The organism is Mesorhizobium dulcispinae, from assembly GCF_033977345.1.
GTDB lineage: Bacteria > Pseudomonadota > Alphaproteobacteria > Rhizobiales > Rhizobiaceae > Mesorhizobium > Mesorhizobium dulcispinae.
This window is the reverse complement of the sequence record NZ_JAVIIY010000005.1, coordinates 248,937-268,369: the sequence shown is the minus strand read 5'-3', so window position 1 is coordinate 268,369 and position 19,433 is coordinate 248,937. Positions and strand designations below refer to the sequence as shown.

General features: G+C 64.0%; 17 protein-coding genes and 1 other RNA gene. 2 read left to right on the top strand and 16 right to left on the bottom strand.

All coding sequences use genetic code 11. From position 1 onward, the window contains the following. Positions 1–6 precede the first annotated feature (6 nt). Genes ftsW through mraZ form a run of 9 tightly spaced genes read right to left on the bottom strand, consistent with a single transcriptional unit; the run spans position 7 to position 10,207 of the window. Entirely contained in the window at positions 7–1,158 is a 1,152-nt protein-coding gene (gene ftsW, locus RFN30_RS14240; RefSeq protein WP_320262717.1) for a putative lipid II flippase FtsW, read from the bottom strand. Then, a complete protein-coding gene (gene murD, locus RFN30_RS14235) occupies positions 1,158–2,558 on the bottom strand; it encodes a UDP-N-acetylmuramoyl-L-alanine--D-glutamate ligase (RefSeq protein ID WP_320262716.1) in 1,401 nt (466 codons plus the stop codon). The genes ftsW and murD overlap by 1 nt, the downstream gene beginning before the upstream one ends. 8 nt (positions 2,559–2,566) lie before the next feature. Then, a complete protein-coding gene (mraY, locus tag RFN30_RS14230) occupies positions 2,567–3,649 on the bottom strand; it encodes a phospho-N-acetylmuramoyl-pentapeptide-transferase (RefSeq protein ID WP_320262715.1) in 1,083 nt (360 codons plus the stop codon). Between the two features lie 26 nt (positions 3,650–3,675). Beyond that, positions 3,676–5,109 carry a UDP-N-acetylmuramoylalanyl-D-glutamyl-2,6-diaminopimelate--D-alanyl-D-alanine ligase gene (locus RFN30_RS14225; protein WP_320262714.1) on the bottom strand — a complete coding sequence of 478 codons (1,434 nt, stop codon included), beginning with the start codon at positions 5,107–5,109 and terminating at the stop codon, positions 3,676–3,678. Then, positions 5,106–6,560: a UDP-N-acetylmuramoyl-L-alanyl-D-glutamate--2,6-diaminopimelate ligase gene (locus RFN30_RS14220; RefSeq protein WP_320262713.1), complete on the bottom strand. Its 1,455-nt coding sequence runs from the start codon at positions 6,558–6,560 to the stop codon at positions 5,106–5,108. The genes RFN30_RS14225 and RFN30_RS14220 overlap by 4 nt, the downstream gene beginning before the upstream one ends. A gap of 54 nt (positions 6,561–6,614) precedes the next feature. Further along, positions 6,615–8,339 (bottom strand): peptidoglycan D,D-transpeptidase FtsI family protein, encoded by a 1,725-nt coding sequence (locus tag RFN30_RS14215; RefSeq protein ID WP_320262712.1) that lies wholly within the window; start codon positions 8,337–8,339, stop codon positions 6,615–6,617. After that, positions 8,336–8,731 carry a cell division protein FtsL gene (ftsL, locus tag RFN30_RS14210; protein ID WP_320262711.1) on the bottom strand — a complete coding sequence of 132 codons (396 nt, stop codon included), beginning with the start codon at positions 8,729–8,731 and terminating at the stop codon, positions 8,336–8,338. The genes RFN30_RS14215 and ftsL overlap by 4 nt, the downstream gene beginning before the upstream one ends. A 4-nt stretch (positions 8,732–8,735) precedes the next feature. Beyond that, the gene (rsmH, locus tag RFN30_RS14205; protein WP_320262710.1) at positions 8,736–9,752 is read right to left on the bottom strand and encodes a 16S rRNA (cytosine(1402)-N(4))-methyltransferase RsmH; all 1,017 of its coding nucleotides are present in this window, start codon (positions 9,750–9,752) and stop codon (positions 8,736–8,738) included. After that, positions 9,749–10,207 carry a division/cell wall cluster transcriptional repressor MraZ gene (mraZ, locus tag RFN30_RS14200; protein WP_320262709.1) on the bottom strand — a complete coding sequence of 153 codons (459 nt, stop codon included), beginning with the start codon at positions 10,205–10,207 and terminating at the stop codon, positions 9,749–9,751. The genes rsmH and mraZ overlap by 4 nt, the downstream gene beginning before the upstream one ends. Positions 10,208–10,604: 397 nt before the next feature. Between mraZ and RFN30_RS14195 the strand changes: the two genes are divergently transcribed. Further along, a complete protein-coding gene (locus tag RFN30_RS14195) occupies positions 10,605–11,720 on the top strand; it encodes a cystathionine gamma-lyase (RefSeq protein WP_320262708.1) in 1,116 nt (371 codons plus the stop codon). Between the two features lie 5 nt (positions 11,721–11,725). Here the strand turns inward: RFN30_RS14195 and RFN30_RS32390 are convergent, their stop codons facing one another. The 7 genes from RFN30_RS32390 to RFN30_RS14160 all read right to left on the bottom strand — a co-directional run bounded on the left by RFN30_RS32390 (position 11,726) and on the right by RFN30_RS14160 (position 15,617). Then, entirely contained in the window at positions 11,726–11,833 is a 108-nt protein-coding gene (locus RFN30_RS32390; RefSeq protein ID WP_430699045.1) for a hypothetical protein, read from the bottom strand. A 185-nt stretch (positions 11,834–12,018) separates the two neighbouring features. Beyond that, the gene (locus RFN30_RS14185) at positions 12,019–12,294 is read right to left on the bottom strand and encodes a type II toxin-antitoxin system ParD family antitoxin (RefSeq protein ID WP_292112573.1); all 276 of its coding nucleotides are present in this window, start codon (positions 12,292–12,294) and stop codon (positions 12,019–12,021) included. A gap of 149 nt (positions 12,295–12,443) precedes the next feature. Then, positions 12,444–12,844: RNase P RNA component class A (gene rnpB, locus RFN30_RS14180), an RNA gene on the bottom strand. A gap of 58 nt (positions 12,845–12,902) precedes the next feature. Then, on the bottom strand, positions 12,903–13,613 hold the full coding sequence (locus RFN30_RS14175) for a lytic transglycosylase domain-containing protein (RefSeq protein ID WP_320262707.1): 711 nt from the start codon (positions 13,611–13,613) through the stop codon (positions 12,903–12,905). Positions 13,614–13,799: 186 nt separating this feature from the next. After that, the gene (locus RFN30_RS14170) at positions 13,800–14,567 is read right to left on the bottom strand and encodes a peptidoglycan recognition protein family protein (RefSeq protein ID WP_320262706.1); all 768 of its coding nucleotides are present in this window, start codon (positions 14,565–14,567) and stop codon (positions 13,800–13,802) included. Next, positions 14,564–15,283, bottom strand: a complete 720-nt coding sequence (locus tag RFN30_RS14165; RefSeq protein WP_320262705.1) for a TerB family tellurite resistance protein — start codon at positions 15,281–15,283, stop codon at positions 14,564–14,566. The genes RFN30_RS14170 and RFN30_RS14165 overlap by 4 nt, the downstream gene beginning before the upstream one ends. A 133-nt stretch (positions 15,284–15,416) precedes the next feature. Continuing rightward, positions 15,417–15,617 carry a hypothetical protein gene (locus RFN30_RS14160; RefSeq protein ID WP_126099249.1) on the bottom strand — a complete coding sequence of 67 codons (201 nt, stop codon included), beginning with the start codon at positions 15,615–15,617 and terminating at the stop codon, positions 15,417–15,419. A 173-nt stretch (positions 15,618–15,790) separates the two neighbouring features. Here RFN30_RS14160 and RFN30_RS14155 point away from each other — a divergent pair, with 173 nt between their 5' ends. Then, complete coding sequence (locus tag RFN30_RS14155) at positions 15,791–19,420, top strand: hydantoinase B/oxoprolinase family protein (RefSeq protein WP_320262704.1); 3,630 nt, start codon at positions 15,791–15,793, stop codon at positions 19,418–19,420. Positions 19,421–19,433: the final 13 nt, after the last annotated feature.

Here is a 19,433-nt window from a genome sequence, read left to right as displayed (position 1 = left end):
CCCGCCTCATTCCGCCGCGATCGTGCGCTGCGAGAAGGCATAGCCTATCTGCTTGCGCTTTTCGGGATGTCTGCGCGTCAGCGCCAGCACCATTCCCATCGAGACGGCAATCGCGATCTGCGAGGAGCCGCCATAGGAGATGAAAGGCAGCGTCATGCCCTTGGCGGGCATCAGCTGCAGGTTGACGCACATGTTGATGGCCGACTGCAGCCCGAAGATGGTGACCAGCCCGCCGACGGCGTAGCGGGTGAAATCGTCATGCTCCTTCAGCGCGATGCTCAATCCGCGCAGCACGATGAAGGCGAAGATCGACATGATGAAGAAGCACATGATCAGCCCGAACTCCTCGCCCGCGACCGAGAACACGAAGTCGGCATGGCTGTCCGGAATGACGCGTTTCACCGTGCCCTCGCCCGGACCGACGCCGAACCAGCCGCCATTGATCAGCGCCTCGCGGCCCATGTCGACCTGGAAGGTATCGCCCTCGCCGGTGAGGAATTTGTCGATGCGGGCGGCGACGTGCGGAAACACCGTATAGGCCGCGAACACGCCGCCGATGCCGGCCGCGCCCAGCGCGACGATCCAGAGCCAGGGCAAGCCGGCCATGAAGAACATCACCCCCCAAGTACCCAGCACCAGCATGGTCTGGCCGAGATCCGGCTGCGCCACCAGGAGAGAGATCACCAAAGCGAGCAGCAGCATGGCGAAGAGATTGCCGGGAATGTCGGGCTGGCGCTTGTGCTCGGCAAAAAGCCAGGCGCAGATGATGACGAAGGCAGGCTTCAGGAATTCGGACGGCTGGATGGAGAGCCCGGCGAGCGATACCCAGCGCCGCGCGCCCTTCACCTCGACGCCGATATAGAGCACCGCCACCATCAGCACGAGCATGATGCAGAGCATCACCAGCGACATGCGCCTTATTTGTCGCGCCTCGAGGAAGGAAACCGCCAGCATCACGATGAGGGCCGGGATGGTGAAGATGATCTGCCTTGTGGCGAAGTGGAAGCTGTCGAGGCCGATGCGCTCGGCGACCGCCGGACTTGCCGCGAAGGACAGAACGATCCCCAGCCCCATCAGCGACAGGAATGCCGCCAGGAACCAGCGATCGATCGTCCACCACCAGGTTGCGACTGGACTTTTGTCGAGACGGCTTTGCATCAACGTGGCCCTCCGATGGGTTTCACCCCATCAATAGCAGTCGCAGCTTGCCTGAAGGCTTCGCCGCGAACCTCGAAATTCTTGAACTGGTCGAAACTGGCGCAGGCCGGCGAAAGCAGCACCACCGCCTCGCCGCCGGTGTCGCTCGCGGCGTCATGGGCGGCATGCTCGACCGCGGCGGCCAGAGTTCCGGATATTTCGTAAGGCACCGCCTCTCCGAGCGTGGCGGAGAAAGCAGGTGCCGCCTCGCCGATCAGATAGGCCTTGGCGATGCGCGGGAAGAAGCCGCGCAGCGGCTCGATGCCGCCTTCCTTGGGCAGGCCACCGGCGATCCAGTAGATGCGGTTGAAGCTCGACAGCGCGGGCGCCGCCGCGTCGGCATTGGTCGCCTTGGAATCGTTGACGAACAGCACATGATCCTTGCGGCCGACCTGCTCCATGCGGTGCGCCAGCCCAGGGAAGCTTTCCAGTCCCGCCTGGATCTCGCCGAGCTCGAGGCCGACCCTCAGGCAGGCGGCGACGGCGGCCAGCGCGTTCTGCGCATTGTGCTGGCCGCGAAGCGAGCCGATGCCCTCGAGGAAGGCGACGCGGCTGTAGCGGCCGTCCACGGCTTCCATCAGGTTGGTGCCGTCGGCGAAATAGCCGTCGGTGAGCGGCAGGCGCTTGGAGATGCGGATGACCGGCCGGCCGGCCCGCTCCAGCCGGTCGGCGATCTGGGCGCACCAGGAATCGTCGACGCCGATGATCGCGGTGTCGCTGCCGGCGACCAGCCTTTCCTTGATCGAGGCGTAATGCGCCATCGTGCCGTGCCGGTCGAGATGGTCGGGCGTCAGGTTGAGCAGGATGCCCGCGGTCGGGTTGATCGAGGGCGCGAGATCGATCTGATAGGAAGAGCACTCCACCACATAATGCCGCTCGGGCTCGGGCGGATCGAGCGTCATGATCGCCCGGCCGATATTGCCGCCCATCTGGGTGTCACGACCCGCCGATTTCAGGATATGCGCCGTCAATGCCGTCGTCGTCGACTTGCCGTTGGTGCCTGTGATCGCGATGAAGGGCGCGGCCGGCGCGCGCTGGATGCGCTCGCGGCAGAACAGCTCGATGTCGCCGATCACTTCCACGCCGGCGCCACGCGCCAGCTCCACAGTCCAATGCGGCTTCGGATGCGTGAGCGGCACGCCCGGCGACAGGACGAAGGCCGCGAAGCGCGACCAGTCCGCGCCGCGCAGGTCGCCGGTCGCAATGCCGGCGGCCGCCGCCTTGGCGACGCTGTCCGGATTGTCGTCCCAGGCGAGAATATCGGCACCGCCCGCGATCAGCGCATGCGCGGTCGCCATCCCCGAACCGCCGAGCCCGAAGAGCGAAACGCGTTTGCCTGCAAAGGAAGCGGCGGGGATCAAGCGGTGTCCTATCTGAGCTTGAGGGTCGAGAGGCCGACCAGCGCCAGGATGACGGCGATGATCCAGAAGCGGATCACCACCTGGCTTTCGGTCCAGCCGAGCTTTTCGAAATGGTGATGGATCGGCGCCATCAGGAACACGCGCTTGCCGGTCATCTTGAAGTAGCCGACCTGGATGATGACTGACAGGATCTCCACCACGAACAGGCCGCCGACGATGACCAGCACGATCTCGTGCTTGGTGGCGACCGCGATGGTGCCGATCAGCCCGCCCATGGCCAGCGAGCCGGTGTCGCCCATGAAGATCGCGGCCGGCGGCGCGTTGAACCAGAGGAAGCCGAGGCCGGCGCCGATGACCGCGCCGAGCACCACCGAGAGCTCGCCGGTGCCGGGAACGAAATGGATTTGCAGATATTCGGCGAAGACCGCGTTGCCCGAAAGATAGGCGATGACGCCGAAAGATGCCGCAGCGATCATGATCGGCACGATTGCCAGGCCGTCGAGGCCGTCGGTCAGGTTCACGGCATTGCCGGCGCCGACGATGACGAAGCAGGAGAACGGCACGAAGAACCAGCCGAGATTGATCAGGAACTCCTTGGCGAACGGAAAGGTCAGCGAGGACGAGAACGGCGCTTGGCCGTTGTGCATGATCACCCAGGCGGCGATGCCGGCGACGACGAATTCGATCGCCAGCCGCGCCTTGCCGGAGAAGCCCAGATGCGACTGTTTCGTCACCTTGAGATAATCGTCGTAGAAGCCGATCGAGCCGAAGCCGAGCGTCACCAGCATCACAACCCAGACATAGATGCTGGAAAGGTTCGCCCACAAAAGCGATGAGCCGATGATGCCGCAAAGGATCATCAGCCCGCCCATGGTCGGCGTGCCCGCTTTCTTGAAATGCGTCTGCGGCCCGTCGGCACGGATGGGCTGGCCCTTGCCCTGACGAAGCCGCAGCGAATTGATGATGGTCGGCCCGAATATGAAGACGATCAGCGCCGACGTGATCAGCGCGCCGCCGGTGCGAAAGGTGATGTAGCGGAAGACATTGAAGGCCGAGATCTTGTCCGCGAAATCAACGAGTAAAGTGAGCATGCGCTTCCGTCCCCCGGAGCCCGACCTCAGGTCGGTTCAATGGTTGTGGCTTCCGCCGGAAATTTGCCGAGCAATGCCTCGACCAGCTTTGAAAATCCAATGCCTTTCGACGACTTGACCATCACCACGTCGCCGGGCCTGATTGCCGACATGACGACCGGCTTCAGCTCTTCCGCGCCTGCCCGGTATTCGGTTTCGACGTCGGAAGGCAGAACCTTGGCCAGCGCCCGCATCTCCGGGCCGCCGAGAAAGACGTTGCGCGTTTCCGTGCCGACGATGAGTTCGGCAAGCGCCGCATGGAGCTTCGCCGAATGGCTGCCGAGCTCCAGCATGTCGCCGAGCACGGCGATGCGCCTGCCCTCGCCCGATACCGGCGTGGCGTTGAGCAGTGCCATGGCTGCCGCCATCGACGCCGGGTTGGCATTATAGCTCTCGTCGATCAGCGTGATCGGGCCGCTTGGGTGATGCAATATGTGGCGTCTGCCGCGCCCGCGCTCAGCCGAAAGGTCAGCAAGTGCTGCCGCTACCTTGTCGAGGTCGGCGCCGACCAGTTGCGCGGCCCCCAGCACGGCCAGCACATTCTGCACGATGTGTCGGCCAGGCGCTCCGACACGGGCCGTCACGTCCTTCTTGCCGATCTTGACGGCGATATCGGAATGATCGGCGTAAAGGTCGCAGCCGGCAAGGCGGAAGGCCGAGCGGCCGTTTTCGCCGAAGCCGAAGACATGCTCGACACCGGCCTCTTTCGCCATTTTGCCGAGCAGCTTCCAGCGCGGATCGTCGCGGTTGAGCAGCGCGGCGCCGCCGGGCTCGATGCCTTCGAAAATCTCGGCCTTGGCCGTGGCGATCTCGTCGAGATTCTTGAAGAAGCCAAGATGGGCGGCGGCGATCAGCGTGACGATCGCGACATGCGGTCTGACCATCTTGACCAGCGGCCTGATCTCGCCCGGATGGTTCATGCCGATCTCGAAAACCGCGTAGTCGCAGTCTTGCGGCATGCGCGCCAGGGTCAGCGGCACGCCCCAATGGTTGTTGAACGACTGCGCCGAGGCATGCACCTTGCCGACCGCCGACAGCACATGGCGCAGCGCCTCCTTGGTGGTCGTCTTGCCTGCCGAGCCGGTCACCGCGACGATCTTGGCCCTTGAGCGTGCGCGCGCCGCAACGCCGAGCTTCTCGAGCGCCGCAAGCACATCCTGCACCACGATCATCGGCGCCGTCAGCCGGCCGAGCGACGGCAGCTTGCCTTCCGCGACGACCAGTACGGCAGCGCCCGCCTTCACCGCGGCGGTCGCGAAATCGTGGCCGTCCATCGTCTCGCCCTTAATGGCGAAGAAAGCGTCCCCCGATTCGAGGCTGCGGCTGTCGATGGAAATGCCGGTGATGCCTTCCGGCAGCGAGCCGATCGGCCTGCCGCCCATGGCCTCGACGAGTGCTTCCGATGTCCATAGCAAGCTCATGCGGCGCGCTCCTGGAGCGCCTCGCGCACTTCCTCATGGTCGGAGAAATGCAAGGTTTCGGTGCCGATGGTCTGGCCCTCCTCATGCCCTTTTCCGGCGACGATCAGCGTATCGCCGGCATGAAGCATCGCCACCGCCTCGTGGATCGCCTTGCGGCGGTCGCCGATCTCGATGGCGCCGGGTGCCGCGGCAAGGATAGCCGCGCGGATGGTTTCGGGGATTTCCGTGCGCGGATTGTCGTCGGTGACGATGACGACATCGGCGAGCCGGGTGGCGATCTCGCCCATGATCGGCCGCTTGCCGCGATCGCGGTCGCCGCCGCAGCCGAACACGACAACGACCCGGCCCGTGGTGAACGGGCGAACCGAGGTCAGCACATTTTCCAGCGCGTCGGGCTTGTGCGCGTAGTCGACATAGACCGGAGCGCCGGCCGGCGTCGTGCCGACAAGGTCGAGCCGGCCCGGCGCGCCTTTGAGTTTCTCCAATGCGGCCAAGGCTTTGCCGACGGATGTTCCAGTCGAGATGGCAAGACCGGCCGAAACCAGCGCATTGGCGATCTGGAAATCACCGGCCAGCGGCAGATCGATTTCGTAAAGCACGCCGTCGGCCTCGACTTCGGCGCGCTGCCGCCGCCGCTCATGCTCGACGCGCTTCAGGGTGAGGAATTCGCCGTGACGGCCGACTGTCAGCACTTTCAGACCCGCTGCCCGCGCGGCATGAACCGTCGGCTCCGACCAGGGATCGTCGGCGAAGATCACAGCAGGCGCGCCTTTCGGCAGCAGCGTGTCGAACAGGCGCAGCTTGGCATGATGATAGTCCTCGACCGTCGGATGGTAATCCATGTGGTCGCGGCCGAGATTGGTGAAGCCGCCGGCGGCGAGCTTCACGCCGTCGAGACGACGCTGATCGAGGCCGTGGCTGGAGGCTTCCATCGAGGCATGGGTGACGCCGGCTTCCGCCAGTTCCTTGAGCAGCTGGTGCAGCGCCACCGGATCCGGCGTGGTCAACGAACCATATTCGTTGCGGCCAGGCGCCACGACACCCGTCGTGCCGATCGAGGCGGCGGCAAGACCGGCCTGTTCCCAGATCTGGCGGGTAAAGGCGGCAACCGATGTCTTACCGCTGGTGCCGGTGACGGCGACCATCGTTTCTGGCTGCTTGCCGAAGAAGCGCGCGGCGCTCAGCGCCAGCGCCAGGCGCGGATCGTCCACGGCAAGGACGGGGATCGACAGTCCGGAAATGGTATTCCCTTCGGCGGCGACAACTGCAGCCGCGCCTTTTGCCGCGGCGTCGGCCGCATAGGCCGAGCCATCGGCCTTGCTGCCGGCGAGCGCGAAGAAGACGACGCCCGGCCTTACCTGGCGGGAATCGGAGGAGAGACCGGTAACCTCCAGATCGCGGGAAGCTATTCCCTCGACAGGCAGGATACCGGCTAGATCTTTTAGATGCATTGAGTCCCGTTCACCGCAACAAAATAGCGCGCAGTTGCCGGCGCGCCCCAAGAATCACTGATAGGAAACCAGCGTTGCACCATTTTCATGGCTGAAATCTGGCTTCACGCCAAGCATGGAAGCCGCACGCCTGATGATGTTGGCTGCCATGATGCCCGCATTCGAGGCGGCGGTGGCCCCCATGCCGGGCTTTTCCGGCTTCGGCTCGTCGGCGATCGTCAGCACGATATATTGCGGATCGTCCATCGGGAAAGCCGCGACGAAGGCATTGAAATTCTTTTCCTTCGAGTAGCGTCCGTTGACAACCTTCTCCGCCGTGCCGGTCTTGCCGCCGACGCGGTAGCCCGGAACCCTGGCGTTCTTGCCGGAACCCTTCTCGGCGTTGAGCGCGTAAAGATAGCGCATCCCTTCCACGGTCTTTTCCTTGACCACCCTTTTGGCCACCTCCATTGCCTGTTCTGCCGTGCGCGGCAGAAAAGTCGGCTCGATCAGATAGCCACTCATCAATGCGGCGCAGCCGACGGCGGTCTGCAGCGGCGTCGTCGAGACGCCATGGCCGAAGGCGATGGTGATTGAATTGACCTGCTTCCAGACTTTCGGTTCGGTCGGACGCGCCACTTCCGGCAATTCCGTCTGCATCTTTTCGAGCACGCCAAGCCGATGCAGGAACTCGCGATGCCCTTCGATGCCGACAGCCTCGGCTTCTTTGGCCGAGCCGATGTTGGACGAATAGATGAACACTTCAGGCACCGAAAGGACACGGCCCTTGCTGTGGAAGTCATGGATGGTCTGGCGGCCTATTCTGATCGGGCGGGACGCGTCGAAGCGGCTCTCCAGCGTCACCTTGCCGGAATCGAGCGCCATGCCGGTGGTGAAGCTCTTGAAGGTCGAGCCCATTTCGTAGAGGCCGGCCGACATGCGGTTCAGCCGGTCCTTGTCCTGGGCGTTGTAGGGATTGTTGGGGTCGAAATCCGGCACCGAGGCCATGGCCAGCACTTCACCGGTCTTGATGTTGAGGACCACCGCGCCCGCAGCGATCGCGTGGAAACGTTCCATGCCGGTCGCCACCTCGTCGCGCACGACGTGCTGGACGCGCAGGTCGATCGACAGCTTCACCGGCTTCAGGTCCCTGGCCACCGCCAGCCCCGACGCCTGCAGGTCGGTCAGGCCCTGGTCGTCGATATATTTCTCCATACCGGAGATGCCCTGATTGTCGATGTTGGTGAGCCCGACAATATAGGAGGACGTCTCGCCGCTCGGATAGAAGCGACGCTTTTCGGTGCGGAAGCCGAGACCGGGAATGCCGAGCGCCATGATGTCGGCCTGCTGCTTCGGCGTCAGTTGCCGCTGCAGCCAGACGAAGCCGGCGCCGCTTTTCAGCTTGTGGTAGGTCTGCTCATAATCGATCTCGGGAAGCACGGTCGACAGCTTCTCGATCGCCTCGTCGGCGTCGACGATGCGGCGTGGCTCGGCAAACAGCGACGCCGTCTTGATGTCGGTCGCCAGCACCTCGCCGTTGCGGTCGACGATGTCCGGCCGCGACGCGGTGACGCGGCTCTGCGGGCCGCCCGACATGTCCGGATTCTGCAGGCCGAGATAGACCAGCCGGCCGGCGATCGTCGAATAGATGGTGAAGAACACCGCCATGGTCATGACGATGCGGGTCCTGGCCTTGCCGCCGGTCGCCTTGCGGGCGGCATCGACGACGATCGACCCGTCCTCGGCCACCTTCTTTCGACGTTTGAGCAGGTTGCCGATCCTTGGAAGCCTGCCGATCATTGCACGGTGCTCCCGGTGACCACCGGATCCTTGCCGGCCGGAGGCTCTTTACCGGAATTGTCGGCCACGCCGCCAAGCCGCTGCGACGACAGGTCCTCGATGTTGACAGGCTTCATCGGCACGTCGTCGAGCCCGCCGATCTGGCGGGCGTTGAGCGGCTCGAGCCCGAGCTGCGACTTGTAGATTTCGGCAAGCTTCTGCAGCCGCGCGGGCTGGGTGAGCAGGCTCCAGTCGGCCTTCAGAAGATCGATCGTGTCTTCCTCGTAGCGGATCTGCGCCTGCAGCTTCTGCACCGCCGCCAGCTGGTCCTCGGCTTCGCGCTTGGTCTTGTAGGTCAACGCCGCCGCCGAGACCATGACGGCGATCAGGACAATGTCGCTGGTACGAAACACGTGCTTACCTCTCCCCCGGCCGCTCGACGGCGGGAAGCCTTGGAAGGCCGAAAATCGAAAAGTCGCCGGGGCGCGCCGGCACGTCGGTGCGGATCGCCGCGCGCAGCCTGGCCGAACGCGCCCGCGGGTTGGCAGCGATCTCGGCCTCCCCCGGCGTCACCCCGCCGCCGGATTTGCGGAAGGTCGCCAGCCGCGCCGGCGCGTCGGGCATATGACGCGATCCGCTGGCTGCGTCGGCGCGATCGGCGATGAAGCGCTTGACGATGCGGTCTTCCAGCGAATGGAAGGTCACAACAGCCAGTCGTCCGCCGGGTTTCAGCACCCGCTCGGCGGCGAATAGCGCGCCCGCCAGTTCGCCGAGCTCATCGTTGACGAAGATGCGCAGCGCCTGGAAGACGCGGGTGGCCGGATGGATCTTGTCCTTCGGCGCGCGGCCGATATGGGTGGCGATGGCGTCGGCCAGATCGAGCGTGCGCTCGAAGGGCCGCTTCTCGCGCCGGCCCTCGATCATGCGGGCGATGCGGCCGGCATGCCGCTCCTCGCCGAGGAAACCGAAGATGCGTGCAAGGTCGCCCGCTTTGAAGGTGTTCACGACGTCGGCGGCGCTCAAGCCCGCCTGCGCCATGCGCATGTCGAGCGGCCCGTCCGCGCGAAAGGAAAAGCCGCGCTCGGCCTGGTCGAGTTGCATGGACGAGACGCCGATGTCGAGCACGACGCCGTCGGCGCTCCCGACATACTCGTCCAGCGTCGAGAACGGCGCCTCCACCAGCTTCAGCCTGCCGCCGGCCTGCCGTTCCAGAGACCTGCCCGCGGCGATCGCATCCGGGTCGCGGTCGATCGCCACGACCGAAGCGCCGCGCTCGAGGATGGCGCCGGTGTAGCCGCCGGCGCCGAACGTTCCGTCGACGATCGTCTCGCCCGCCTTCGGCTCAAGCGCCTCCAGCACTTCGGCAAGGAGGACCGGAATGTGACGGACCAGTCCGCCAACGGCGTGAGGATCATCGCCGTGGCCAGCCATCATTCCGGTCGCTCCCCAGGCTTCGTCCCCTGCCGAAGCTGCAAAAGCCTGGCCCGCGCCTGCGCCCCATAGGCGGCAAGCCGGCCCGGTTCCCAGATCTGAAAGAAATTGCCGCGGCCGACAAAGGCCACCTCGTTCGAGATGCCCGTGTGCTCGCGGATGAAATCGCTCATCGTAATGCGGCCGTCCTGGTCGAGTTTCAGGAACGTCCCGTCGCCATGACAGAAGAAGGACATGTCGTCCGCCGTCTGCAGGAAGGGATCCTCCAGCGCGATCCGCTGCTCGTAGCGGTCGAGCAGGTCGAGCCCGCCGACGTCCATCGCCGGAAGGTCGAGGCAGCGTAGCGCATAGAGCTCCGCATAGCCACGTTTCTGCACGACCGCGCGAAAATGCGCCGGAACGGACACCCGCCCCTTCGCATCGATCCTGTTCACTGCGTTTGACAGAAATCGGTCCACTACACGTTACAGCCGCTGTCGCCGCCGCACCCCTTCCCATGTTTTTCTCCGCGCCGCCGCCGCGCATCGCCTCGCGGCAAATCGCCTCATTCACCAGGGCGAAAACCGGCAAACGCACAGCCGCCGCGACTGCCCGATTGGCGTACGCTTCACCCTGACGCGGAACGAAAGCTTGATGATGCGAATGGGATATCATGGGGTACTATGGGCGTCAACGGGAACAGGCATCACAAACGCGCGCTCTACAACCAAGAAGAGCAGGCTGACGGCACGTCTCGTCTTTATCCTCTATTAAGCCTAACGAAGCGTTTAGAACGCCCTGGCCCAAAAAGACGCGGCTTGCTGCGAGCCTTCGCCGCGCCTAGCGTCGAACCTCTGTTCAGCGAGGAATGAGCCCATGGCCGAAACCGCGAAGTCACGCGCCGCGACACTTGCCCATCTGCGCAGCGGCGATTTCGCCAAGGGCGATCCCATCCCCCTGCCGCTGACAATGGCCTCGATCTTCCATTCGCCGGGCGACGCGACGGGCTTCGATCAATACGGCCGATTCAGCAATCCGACATGGCACGCCGTCGAGCATGTGCTTGGCCATCTGGAAGATGCGCAATGCGTCGCCTTTCCGTCGGGAATGGCCGCGATTTCGGCGGCGTTTTTTTCGCTCGTCAAATCGGGCGACCGCATTCTCTTGCCCTCGGACGGCTACCACACGACACGTGCGCTGGTGGAGCGTTTCCTGAAGCCGCTTGGCGTCACTTATGATGTGAGGCCGACATCGAGCATGCTCGACGGCGGTTTCGCCGGCTACCGGCTGGTCTTCGTCGAAAGCCCGTCCAATCCGCGGCTGGATATCTGCGACATCGCCGCCGTCGCCAAGGCGGCTCACCAACAAGGCGCGGTCCTGGTCGTCGACAACACGACGATGACGCCCTTTGGCCAGCGTCCGCTCGACCTCGGCGCCGACATTGTGGTGTCGGCCGATACCAAGGCGATCAACGGCCACTCGGATGTGCTGTTCGGCCACGTCGCCAGCCGCGATCCGGATATTATCGCCAGGGTCAAGGACTGGCGCGAGACGGCAGGCAGCATTCCTGGGCCGTTCGAGGCATGGCTCGTGCATCGCGGTCTCGAAACGCTGGACGTGCGCTTTGACCGCATGTGCTCTTCGGCCGAAACGATCGCCCGCCGTCTCAAGGGACATCGCGCCGTCAGCGGTCTGCGCTTTCCGGGCCTCGAGGGCGATCCTTCGCACAATCTGGCGCGTGCTCAGATGGAGCGCTTCGGCTTTTTGATCTCGTTCGAACTGGCGTCGGAAGAGAAGGCCGAGGATTTCATCAACAATTGCGCGCTGATTGAATCGGCGACCTCGTTCGGCGGCGTGCATACATCGGCCGAGCGGCGCTCGAAACGCGGCGACGCCGTGCCTCCCGGCTTCGTGCGACTGGCCATCGGCTGCGAGCCGGTCGAGGAGCTCTGGCAGGCGATCGAGGCGTCTTTGGACAAGGTCGGCCGTTGAGTCGATCACCTCGTGAGATCGTCGGCTCCGACCTTGCGATGTCCGTGCAGCACACGGAGGATTTCGACCGCATACTCGCCAACTCGATACAGGATGAGGTAATCGCCGACGATGAGATGGCGAACACCTGGCGCAATGTCGTCGCGCGGAGGCCCGGAAAAGGATAGGCAGCCAGTTGCTGCCAGCGGCTTTCAATCGAGGAGACGATCCGCTGCAGCTTCATTGTCGGCTGCGACGTAAAGCCAGATGGCGATCAAATCTTCTTCAGCTTACGCGGCTCGAACGATGCGCAGAGAGCTCATGCCGCCCCGTTTGACTTCCAGCGCCTGCGCGCCTCGGCCTTTATTTCATCCATCGAGACGAACCGGCCAGGGCCGCTGTCGATTCCCTCTTGCACCAGCTTGCGCAATTCCTCGACGGTGTAGCCGAGCAGGTCGCGCCGGTCCTTCCACTGCCTGAGCGCGTCGCGGATCACCTCGCTCGCCGAGGCGTACTCACCGGCGGCAACCACGTCGTCGACAGCCTGCGCCAGTTCGGGAGAAAGCGTTATGCTGCGTTTGTCGACCTGACCCATCACCGGCTCCTGATATTTGTCCGCCGGTTACAAGGTACGATTTAATCGTACCGGCTTCAAGAAGTGCGTGTTCGCTGTCCTGAATCATCCGGCGAGCCTGATGGCACAACTCGCTGATTTCAGGAACTCTGTTGGATGTCGCGGAGAAAAATGCCAGCTGGCCTGTAAGCCGGGTTCTGTATGGCCCTCGCGCCTTGCGGCGCGAGAACGTGGCGGCCATTCATCTTGGGCGCGTGTCGCCACACGCCTCACGCAACCTACCCGGGCGGTGGGCCGGAAACAGCCCTCGAAGGTTTCCCCTCGCACCGCCCCTATTCGGTTTTGCTCCCGGTGGGGTTTGCCGTGCCGCTCCTGTTGCCAGTCGCGCGGTGGGCTCTTACCCCACCCTTTCACCCTTGCCGCGGCATTCGCCGCGGCGGTTTGCTTTCTGTGGCACTTTCCCTGGGGTTGCCCCCGCCGGCCGTTAGCCGGCACCGTGTCTCCATGGAGCCCGGACTTTCCTCACCCGCAGCCTTTCGGCTCTTGCGGGCGCGGCCGCCCGGCCAGCTGGCAAGCGCGTATAAAGGGATTCCCGCCTGAAAACGCAAATGAAAAAGGCAAACTCGCCTTTAGGCGGGCGAACCGAGCGCCGCCATCTGCACCTTCACCTTGCTGCAATAGGCGGCAGAAACCGGGTTCATCCGCCTCGCGCCATGGCCGGCATTGTATTTGAGGATCGTGCCGCAGGTCGTGCCGCCGCCGAGGCCTTGCGCCATGGCGAGGTACTTCATGCCGTATTTGATGTTGGTGTCGGGATCGAATAGTCCCTTGGCCGAACCGGTATAGCCCATCATACGCGCCGTCGCCGGCTTGATCTGCATCAGGCCGATCTCGCCGGCGCTGCCGACCATGTTCGGCCGGTAGTTGCTCTCGATCTTGATGACGGCCCTGGCGAGCGACACCGGAACGCCGTAGCTTGCCGCATAGCGGGCGATGATTGCCGAGTACTGACCGCCGCCGGCGGGGGCAGCCGACAACGATGCCTTTTCTGGATGGATGGAAGCTGTGGCCATCAGATCGATGGTCTGCCTGCCGCGCTTCGCATTGCGCTTGACCGTTGATTTCGCCGACCGCGCTGCAGCGACTTTCTGCACTTTCGCCTCGGCGACTTTCTTGGTTTTTACGGTTTTGGGATCGGGGGCTACCTTCGGCGCTGCGGGGGTCGCTGCGAACCCATTGTCGGCCGCCCGCAAGCTAAGGGGGGCACTGTTCGCCGGGCTGAAGGCAAAAGTCATCACTCCGGCAGCAACGGCTGCCGCTACAACGGTCAATCTTGGCATGTAGTCCTGTTCTGTTAGAACCGCGCGAAGAACTTCGCGCGGCTGGGCCAACTCAACATCGGAGCATCTTGGGGGGATAGACGTCCGACAACTTGCGGGGGATGCCTTTGGAGACGGAATTGGCGCCAATGAAGGCGAGGCAATTCACTTTGTATGACAAATTGTAATTTAGGTAGCCTGGCCAGACTATTTGGGCGAGGCCGCCTTAACGGAAGCCAGCAGCCTTTGCAACGTGCGGATCGTCGAGCCGTCCGCCACGCCGTCGACGAGTCGCCGCCGGAAATGCCGCTGAAACGCCGCCACCACGATCTCCGTCTGGCGATCGAAGGCGCCCGATATCTCGACGCTGTAGCCGTAAAGCGCCAGCATCGATTGCAGTGCCTCCACGTCAGCGCCGGTGTCGCCCAGCTTCAGCGCCGCGCCATTGCTGATAGGGGTCGCGGGAACGAGGTGGCCGACGCCGGCCGCAAAGAGCGCTTTCCAGGGAAACTTCTCGCCGGGGTCGACCTTGCGTCCCGGCGCCACATCGGAATGCGCGAGCACCCTTTGCGGTGGAATGGAGTGCCGGTCGATGATCCCCTCGCACAAACCGATCACGGCGTCGATCTGCTGCTTCGGGAAGGCTTTGTAGCCCAGCGAATGCCCGGGATTGACGACCTCGATACCGACGGAGCAGGAGTTGATGTCGGTGCGCCCGAACCACGAACTCTTGCCTGAATGCCAGGCGCGGTCGCTCTCGCGCACCATCTGCACGATGCGGCCGTCCTCGTGGACGAGATAATGCGAGGACACCTCGCTTGCCGGATCGCACAGCCACGCCTCGGCGCCGGCGCCCGTCGGCATGCCGGTATAGTGCAGCACGATCATGTCGGGCTTGAGCGTCTCGCGCCGCGGACCGAAATTCGGCGACACCCTGACCTCGGCACCTGGCTGGTCGGGCAAAAAACCACTCATGCGTGCCTGAGGCCCCGTTCGATCATCTCATAGGCGGCATTGATCGCGGCGACCCTTGTCGTGGCGATCTTGATGAATTCCTGCGGCAGGCCGCGCGCGATCAGCCTGTCGGGATGATTGTCGGATATCAGCTTGCGGTAGCGCTTCCTGACCTCCTCGAACGGCTTCCCCCGCTCGATGCCCAGAATGACATAGGGATCGGCGGCACCGAGATTGACGTGCCGCGACAGGATTGCCTGGTAGTGCGCCTCGTCGATCCGGAAGATCTCGGCGATGCGATGCAGGAATTGCCCTTCCCGCTCGTGGATCAGCCCGTCGGCTTTGGCGATATGGAACAGGCCGTCGAGAATGTCTTCCAGCATCATGCAATTCGCATGGCCGGAACCGCATAGCTGCGCCATGCGCTGGGCATAGATCTCGAACCCGGCAACGTCGCGCGTGGCGAGGTCGTAAAGGCGCGCCACATTGCGCGTTTCCTTGGGCGGCACCTCGAAGATTTCCTGGAAGGCGCGCACCTCGTCCTGGGTGACGATGCCGTCGGCTTTGGCCATCTTGGCCGAGAGCGCGATCATCGCCACCGAGAAGGCAACGCGCCGGCGCAGGTCCGCGTCGCCGGAGAACACGGTCCGCACGGCTTCGACGACATCGGCGACGCCCGAGGACGCCGACGACGAAACACGAGCGATGAATTCGCCGAGGCGGTCCCAAATCGACATGCCGGCTTCTTAGTGCGAACCGGGCACCGCTATCAAGCCGGGACAATGCCGCAGGTCGAATAGCCTTGATGGCAGTCCCGCCAAAGGAAAGGCCGGCACAAGGCCGGCCTTCCTCATTTCATTGGATGAACTTCTACTGCGCGGGCGCAGCAGGAGGTGTTGCCGGAGCCGGTTCAGCAGGCTTAGAAGCGTCAGGCGTGGCTGGCTTCATCGGCTGCTCATTGGCCGGCGGATTGGTGCTTTGGGTGGTCGTGTTGTCCGTGCCGCTGTTGCTGCAAGCCGCGACCCCCAGCAGGGCGAGCGCCGAAACAGACGCCAGAATGAGCTTCTTCATGGTATCTCTCCTTCAGCAAGCGTTCACGTTTCGGTGAACGGTCGCAGGAGAAATGCGTCAGGCGGCTCTCTGGTTTCGTAACGTTGCGTTTCCAAATGTAACATCAACTGCCGATTGCCGGGGCCAAAAAGCCGAACTAACAAGGCCTTAGCTCGCAAACATTGGATAAGCAGATGTCGGACGCCGCAGCCAGCAACAAGAAATGGGATTTCTGGATCGACCGGGGCGGCACCTTCACCGACATCATCGGCCGTAACCCGCAAGGGCGATTGCATCCCCGAAAGCTATTGTCGGAGAACCCTGAGGCCTATGCCGATGCCGCAATCCAGGGCATCCGCGACCTGCTTGGACTGAAAACCGGCGCCGCCATCCCCGCGGACCGGATCGGCGACATCAAGATGGGCACCACGGTCGCGACCAACGCGCTGCTCGAGCGCAAGGGCGACCGCGTTCTCCTGCTCATCAGCAAGGGCTTTCGCGACGCGCTGCGCATCGCCTATCAGGCGCGTCCGGATATTTTTGCCAAGGAAATCGTCCTGCCAGAGCAGCTCTACGAGCGCGTGATCGAGATCGACGAGCGCGTGCGCGCCGACGGCTGCGTCGAGAGCCTGCTCGATATCGCGGCTTGCCGCCCGGCGATCGAGCAGGCCAAGGCCGACGGCATCGAGGCGGTCGCCATCGTCTTCATGCATGCCTGGAAATATCCGGACCACGAAAAGGCGGTGGCCAAGGTCTGCCGCAAGATCGGCTTCAGCCAGGTCTCGGTCAGCCACGAGGTGTCACCGCTGATCAAGCTGGTCGGCCGCGGCGACACCACGGTGGTCGACGCCTATTTGTCGCCGATCCTGTCACGCTATGTGCAGAAGGTGGCAGGCGAGTTGGGCACCGGCCCTCGCCTGATGTTCATGATGTCGTCGGGTGGGCTGACCGCCGCCGACATGTTCCAGGGCAAGGACGCGCTGCTGTCGGGTCCGGCCGGCGGCGTCGTGGGCATGGTCGAGACGGCGAAGCTCGCCGGCTTCGAAAAGGTCATCGGCTTCGACATGGGCGGCACCTCGACCGACGTCGCGCATTACGACGGCGAATACGAGCGCGCCTTCGACACCGAGGTTGCCGGCGTGCGCATCCGCGCGCCGATGATGCGCATCCACACCGTTGCGGCCGGCGGCGGCTCGATCCTGCATTACGAGGCCGGCCGCTTCCGCGTCGGCCCGGACTCAGCCGGCGCCAATCCCGGCCCCGCCGCCTACAGGCGCGGCGGGCCGCTCGCCGTCACCGACGCCAATGTCATGCTTGGCAAGCTGCAGCCGGATGTCTTCCCGGCGATCTTCGGTCCCGGCCAGGACAGGCCGCTCGACGTCGGCACGGTGCGCGAGAAATTCGCGGCCTTGGCCGCCGAGATCGGCGATGGCCGAACGCCGGAAGCGGTGGCCGAGGGCTTCGTCACCATCGCCGTCGAGAACATGGCCAATGCCATCAAGAAGATATCGGTGCAGCGAGGCTACGATGTCACCGAATATCTCTTGAACTGCTTCGGCGGCGCCGGCGGCCAGCATGCCTGCCTGGTCGCAGATGCGCTCGGCATCGAAGCGGTGCTCATCCATCCTTTTTCCGGCTTGCTTTCGGCCTATGGCATCGGGCTGTCGACGGTTTTCGCCTCGCGCCAGCAAGCGTTGCTGAAGCCGCTCGCCGAGGAGTCCCGCCCATCGGTCGAGGACCTGATTGCGGCACTGCGCCAGGGCGTCGTCGCCGAGCTTGTGGCGCAAGGAATTGCGGAAACCGCCATCGCCTCGAGACCGGTCCTGCAGATCCGCTATGACGGCACCGACACGACTTTGCCGGTGAATTTCGAACACGGCTCGATCTTTCGCGCGAGAAGCGATTTCGAGGCCGCCCACAAGGCGCAGTTCGGCTTCGTCTACGAAAACAAGCCGATGATCGTCGAGGCGGTCGGCGTCGAAGGCGCGGACACAGGAACCACAGGCCGCGACGAAACTGAATCAAGTCTCGAAGACAAGGCGGCAAGCCCCTGGCAGACCCGGCAATTCTTTGCCGACGGCGCCTGGCGAGATGCCGGCATTTTTCGGCGCGAGGATCTGAAGCCCGGCCACAAGGTGGCTGGCCCCGCACTTGTCATCGAGCCGAACCAGACCATCGTCGTCGAGCCGGGCTGGCAGGCCGAGATCACGGTCAGGAACCATGTGCTCCTGCGCCGCATCGAGAAAAAGCGCCGGCAGGCGGCGCTCGGCACCGAGGCCGATCCGGTGATGCTGGAGGTGTTCAACAACCTTTTCATGTCGATTGCCGAGCAGATGGGCGTGACGCTGCAGAACACCGCCTATTCGGTCAACATCAAGGAACGGCTGGATTTCTCCTGCGCCGTGTTCGACCGCCATGGCGCGCTGGTCGCCAACGCGCCGCATATGCCGGTGCATCTGGGCTCCATGGACCGCTCGGTCGAAACCGTCATCCGCCTGAACTCGGGCGACATCCATCCGGGCGACGTCTTCGCGCTGAACGCACCTTACAATGGCGGGACGCATCTGCCCGATATCACCGTGGTGACGCCGGTGTTCGATGACACACGCAAGGAAATCCTGTTCTGGGCAGCCTCGCGCGGGCACCACGCCGATGTCGGCGGCACGGCGCCCGGCTCGATGACGCCTCTTGCCACCACCGTCGACGAGGAAGGCGTTCTGTTCGACAATTTCCGCATCGTCGATCGCGGCCGCTTCCGCGAGAAGGAGCTCGAGGCGCTCCTGACCGACCATCCCTATCCTGCCCGCAATCCCACGCAGAACATCGCCGACCTCAAGGCGCAGATCGCGGCCAACGAAAAGGGCGTGGCGGAGCTGCGCAAGATGGTCGCACATTTCGGCCTCGATGTCGTCGAGGCCTATATGGGCCATGTCCAGGACAACGCCGCCGAGAGCGTGCGCCGCGTGCTGGAACGGCTGCCCGACAGCTCCGATTACGAATATCCCACCGACACCGGTCAGGTGATCAAGGTCAGGATCACCGTCGACCGACAAAAGCGCCAGGCGACGGTCGATTTCACGGGTACTTCGAAGGTCGAGAAGAACAATTTCAACGCGCCGGAGCCGGTGGCGCGAGCCGCCGTGCTCTATGCCTTCCGCGTCATGGTCGAGGACATGATCCCGATGAATGCCGGATGTCTGCGGCCGATCAACATCGTCATTCCCGACGGCTGCATGCTGAAGCCCGCCTATCCGGCCGCGGTCGTCGCCGGCAATGTCGAGACCTCGCAACATGTCACCAACGCGCTGTTCGGCGCCATGGGCGCGATGGCCAATGCGCAAGGCACGATGAACAACCTCACCTTCGGCAACAAGCAATACCAGTATTACGAAACGATCTGCTCCGGCTCGCCGGCCGGCCGGATGAATTCCGGCCGCGGCTTTGCCGGCACTTCCGGCGTCCATACGCACATGACCAATTCGCGGCTCACCGATCCGGAAGTGCTGGAACTGCGCTTCCCTGTCGTGCTGGAGGATTTCCACATCCGCGAGGGCTCCGGCGGCAAAGGCAAATGGAACGCCGGCGACGGCACCAAGCGCACCATCCGTTTCCTCGAAAAAATGGAATGCGCCATCCTCTCCTCGCACCGCAACCGCCCGCCCCAGGGCCTGAACGGCGGCGGCGACGGCGAGGCCGGCTCGACCAGGGTCAGGCGCAATGACGGCTCGGTAGACGTGCTGAAGGCCTGCGACCAGACGACGCTCGATGTCGGCGAGGCCGTCACCGTCATCACGCCGACGCCGGGCGGGTTCGGCAAGGCCTGATGCATGTCGCCCA

Excerpts from the sequence above, each read along its gene's own strand:
- RFN30_RS14165 (WP_320262705.1), bottom strand. The coding sequence starts at position 15,283 with ATGTCGATTTGGGACCGCCTCGGCGAATTCATCGCTCGTGTTTCGTCG.
- RFN30_RS14160 (WP_126099249.1), bottom strand. The coding sequence starts at position 15,617 with ATGAAGAAGCTCATTCTGGCGTCTGTTTCGGCGCTCGCCCTGCTGGGG.
- ftsW (WP_320262717.1), bottom strand. The coding sequence starts at position 1,158 with ATGCAAAGCCGTCTCGACAAAAGTCCAGTCGCAACCTGGTGGTGGACG.
- rsmH (WP_320262710.1), bottom strand. The coding sequence starts at position 9,752 with ATGATGGCTGGCCACGGCGATGATCCTCACGCCGTTGGCGGACTGGTC.
- RFN30_RS14195 (WP_320262708.1), top strand. The coding sequence starts at position 10,605 with ATGGCCGAAACCGCGAAGTCACGCGCCGCGACACTTGCCCATCTGCGC.
- RFN30_RS14185 (WP_292112573.1), bottom strand. The coding sequence starts at position 12,294 with ATGGGTCAGGTCGACAAACGCAGCATAACGCTTTCTCCCGAACTGGCG.
- RFN30_RS14220 (WP_320262713.1), bottom strand. The coding sequence starts at position 6,560 with ATGCATCTAAAAGATCTAGCCGGTATCCTGCCTGTCGAGGGAATAGCT.
- RFN30_RS14155 (WP_320262704.1), top strand. The coding sequence starts at position 15,791 with ATGTCGGACGCCGCAGCCAGCAACAAGAAATGGGATTTCTGGATCGAC.
- RFN30_RS14175 (WP_320262707.1), bottom strand. The coding sequence starts at position 13,613 with ATGCCAAGATTGACCGTTGTAGCGGCAGCCGTTGCTGCCGGAGTGATG.
- RFN30_RS14225 (WP_320262714.1), bottom strand. The coding sequence starts at position 5,109 with ATGAGCTTGCTATGGACATCGGAAGCACTCGTCGAGGCCATGGGCGGC.
- RFN30_RS14170 (WP_320262706.1), bottom strand. The coding sequence starts at position 14,567 with ATGAGTGGTTTTTTGCCCGACCAGCCAGGTGCCGAGGTCAGGGTGTCG.
- mraY (WP_320262715.1), bottom strand. The coding sequence starts at position 3,649 with ATGCTCACTTTACTCGTTGATTTCGCGGACAAGATCTCGGCCTTCAAT.
- RFN30_RS14215 (WP_320262712.1), bottom strand. The coding sequence starts at position 8,339 with ATGATCGGCAGGCTTCCAAGGATCGGCAACCTGCTCAAACGTCGAAAG.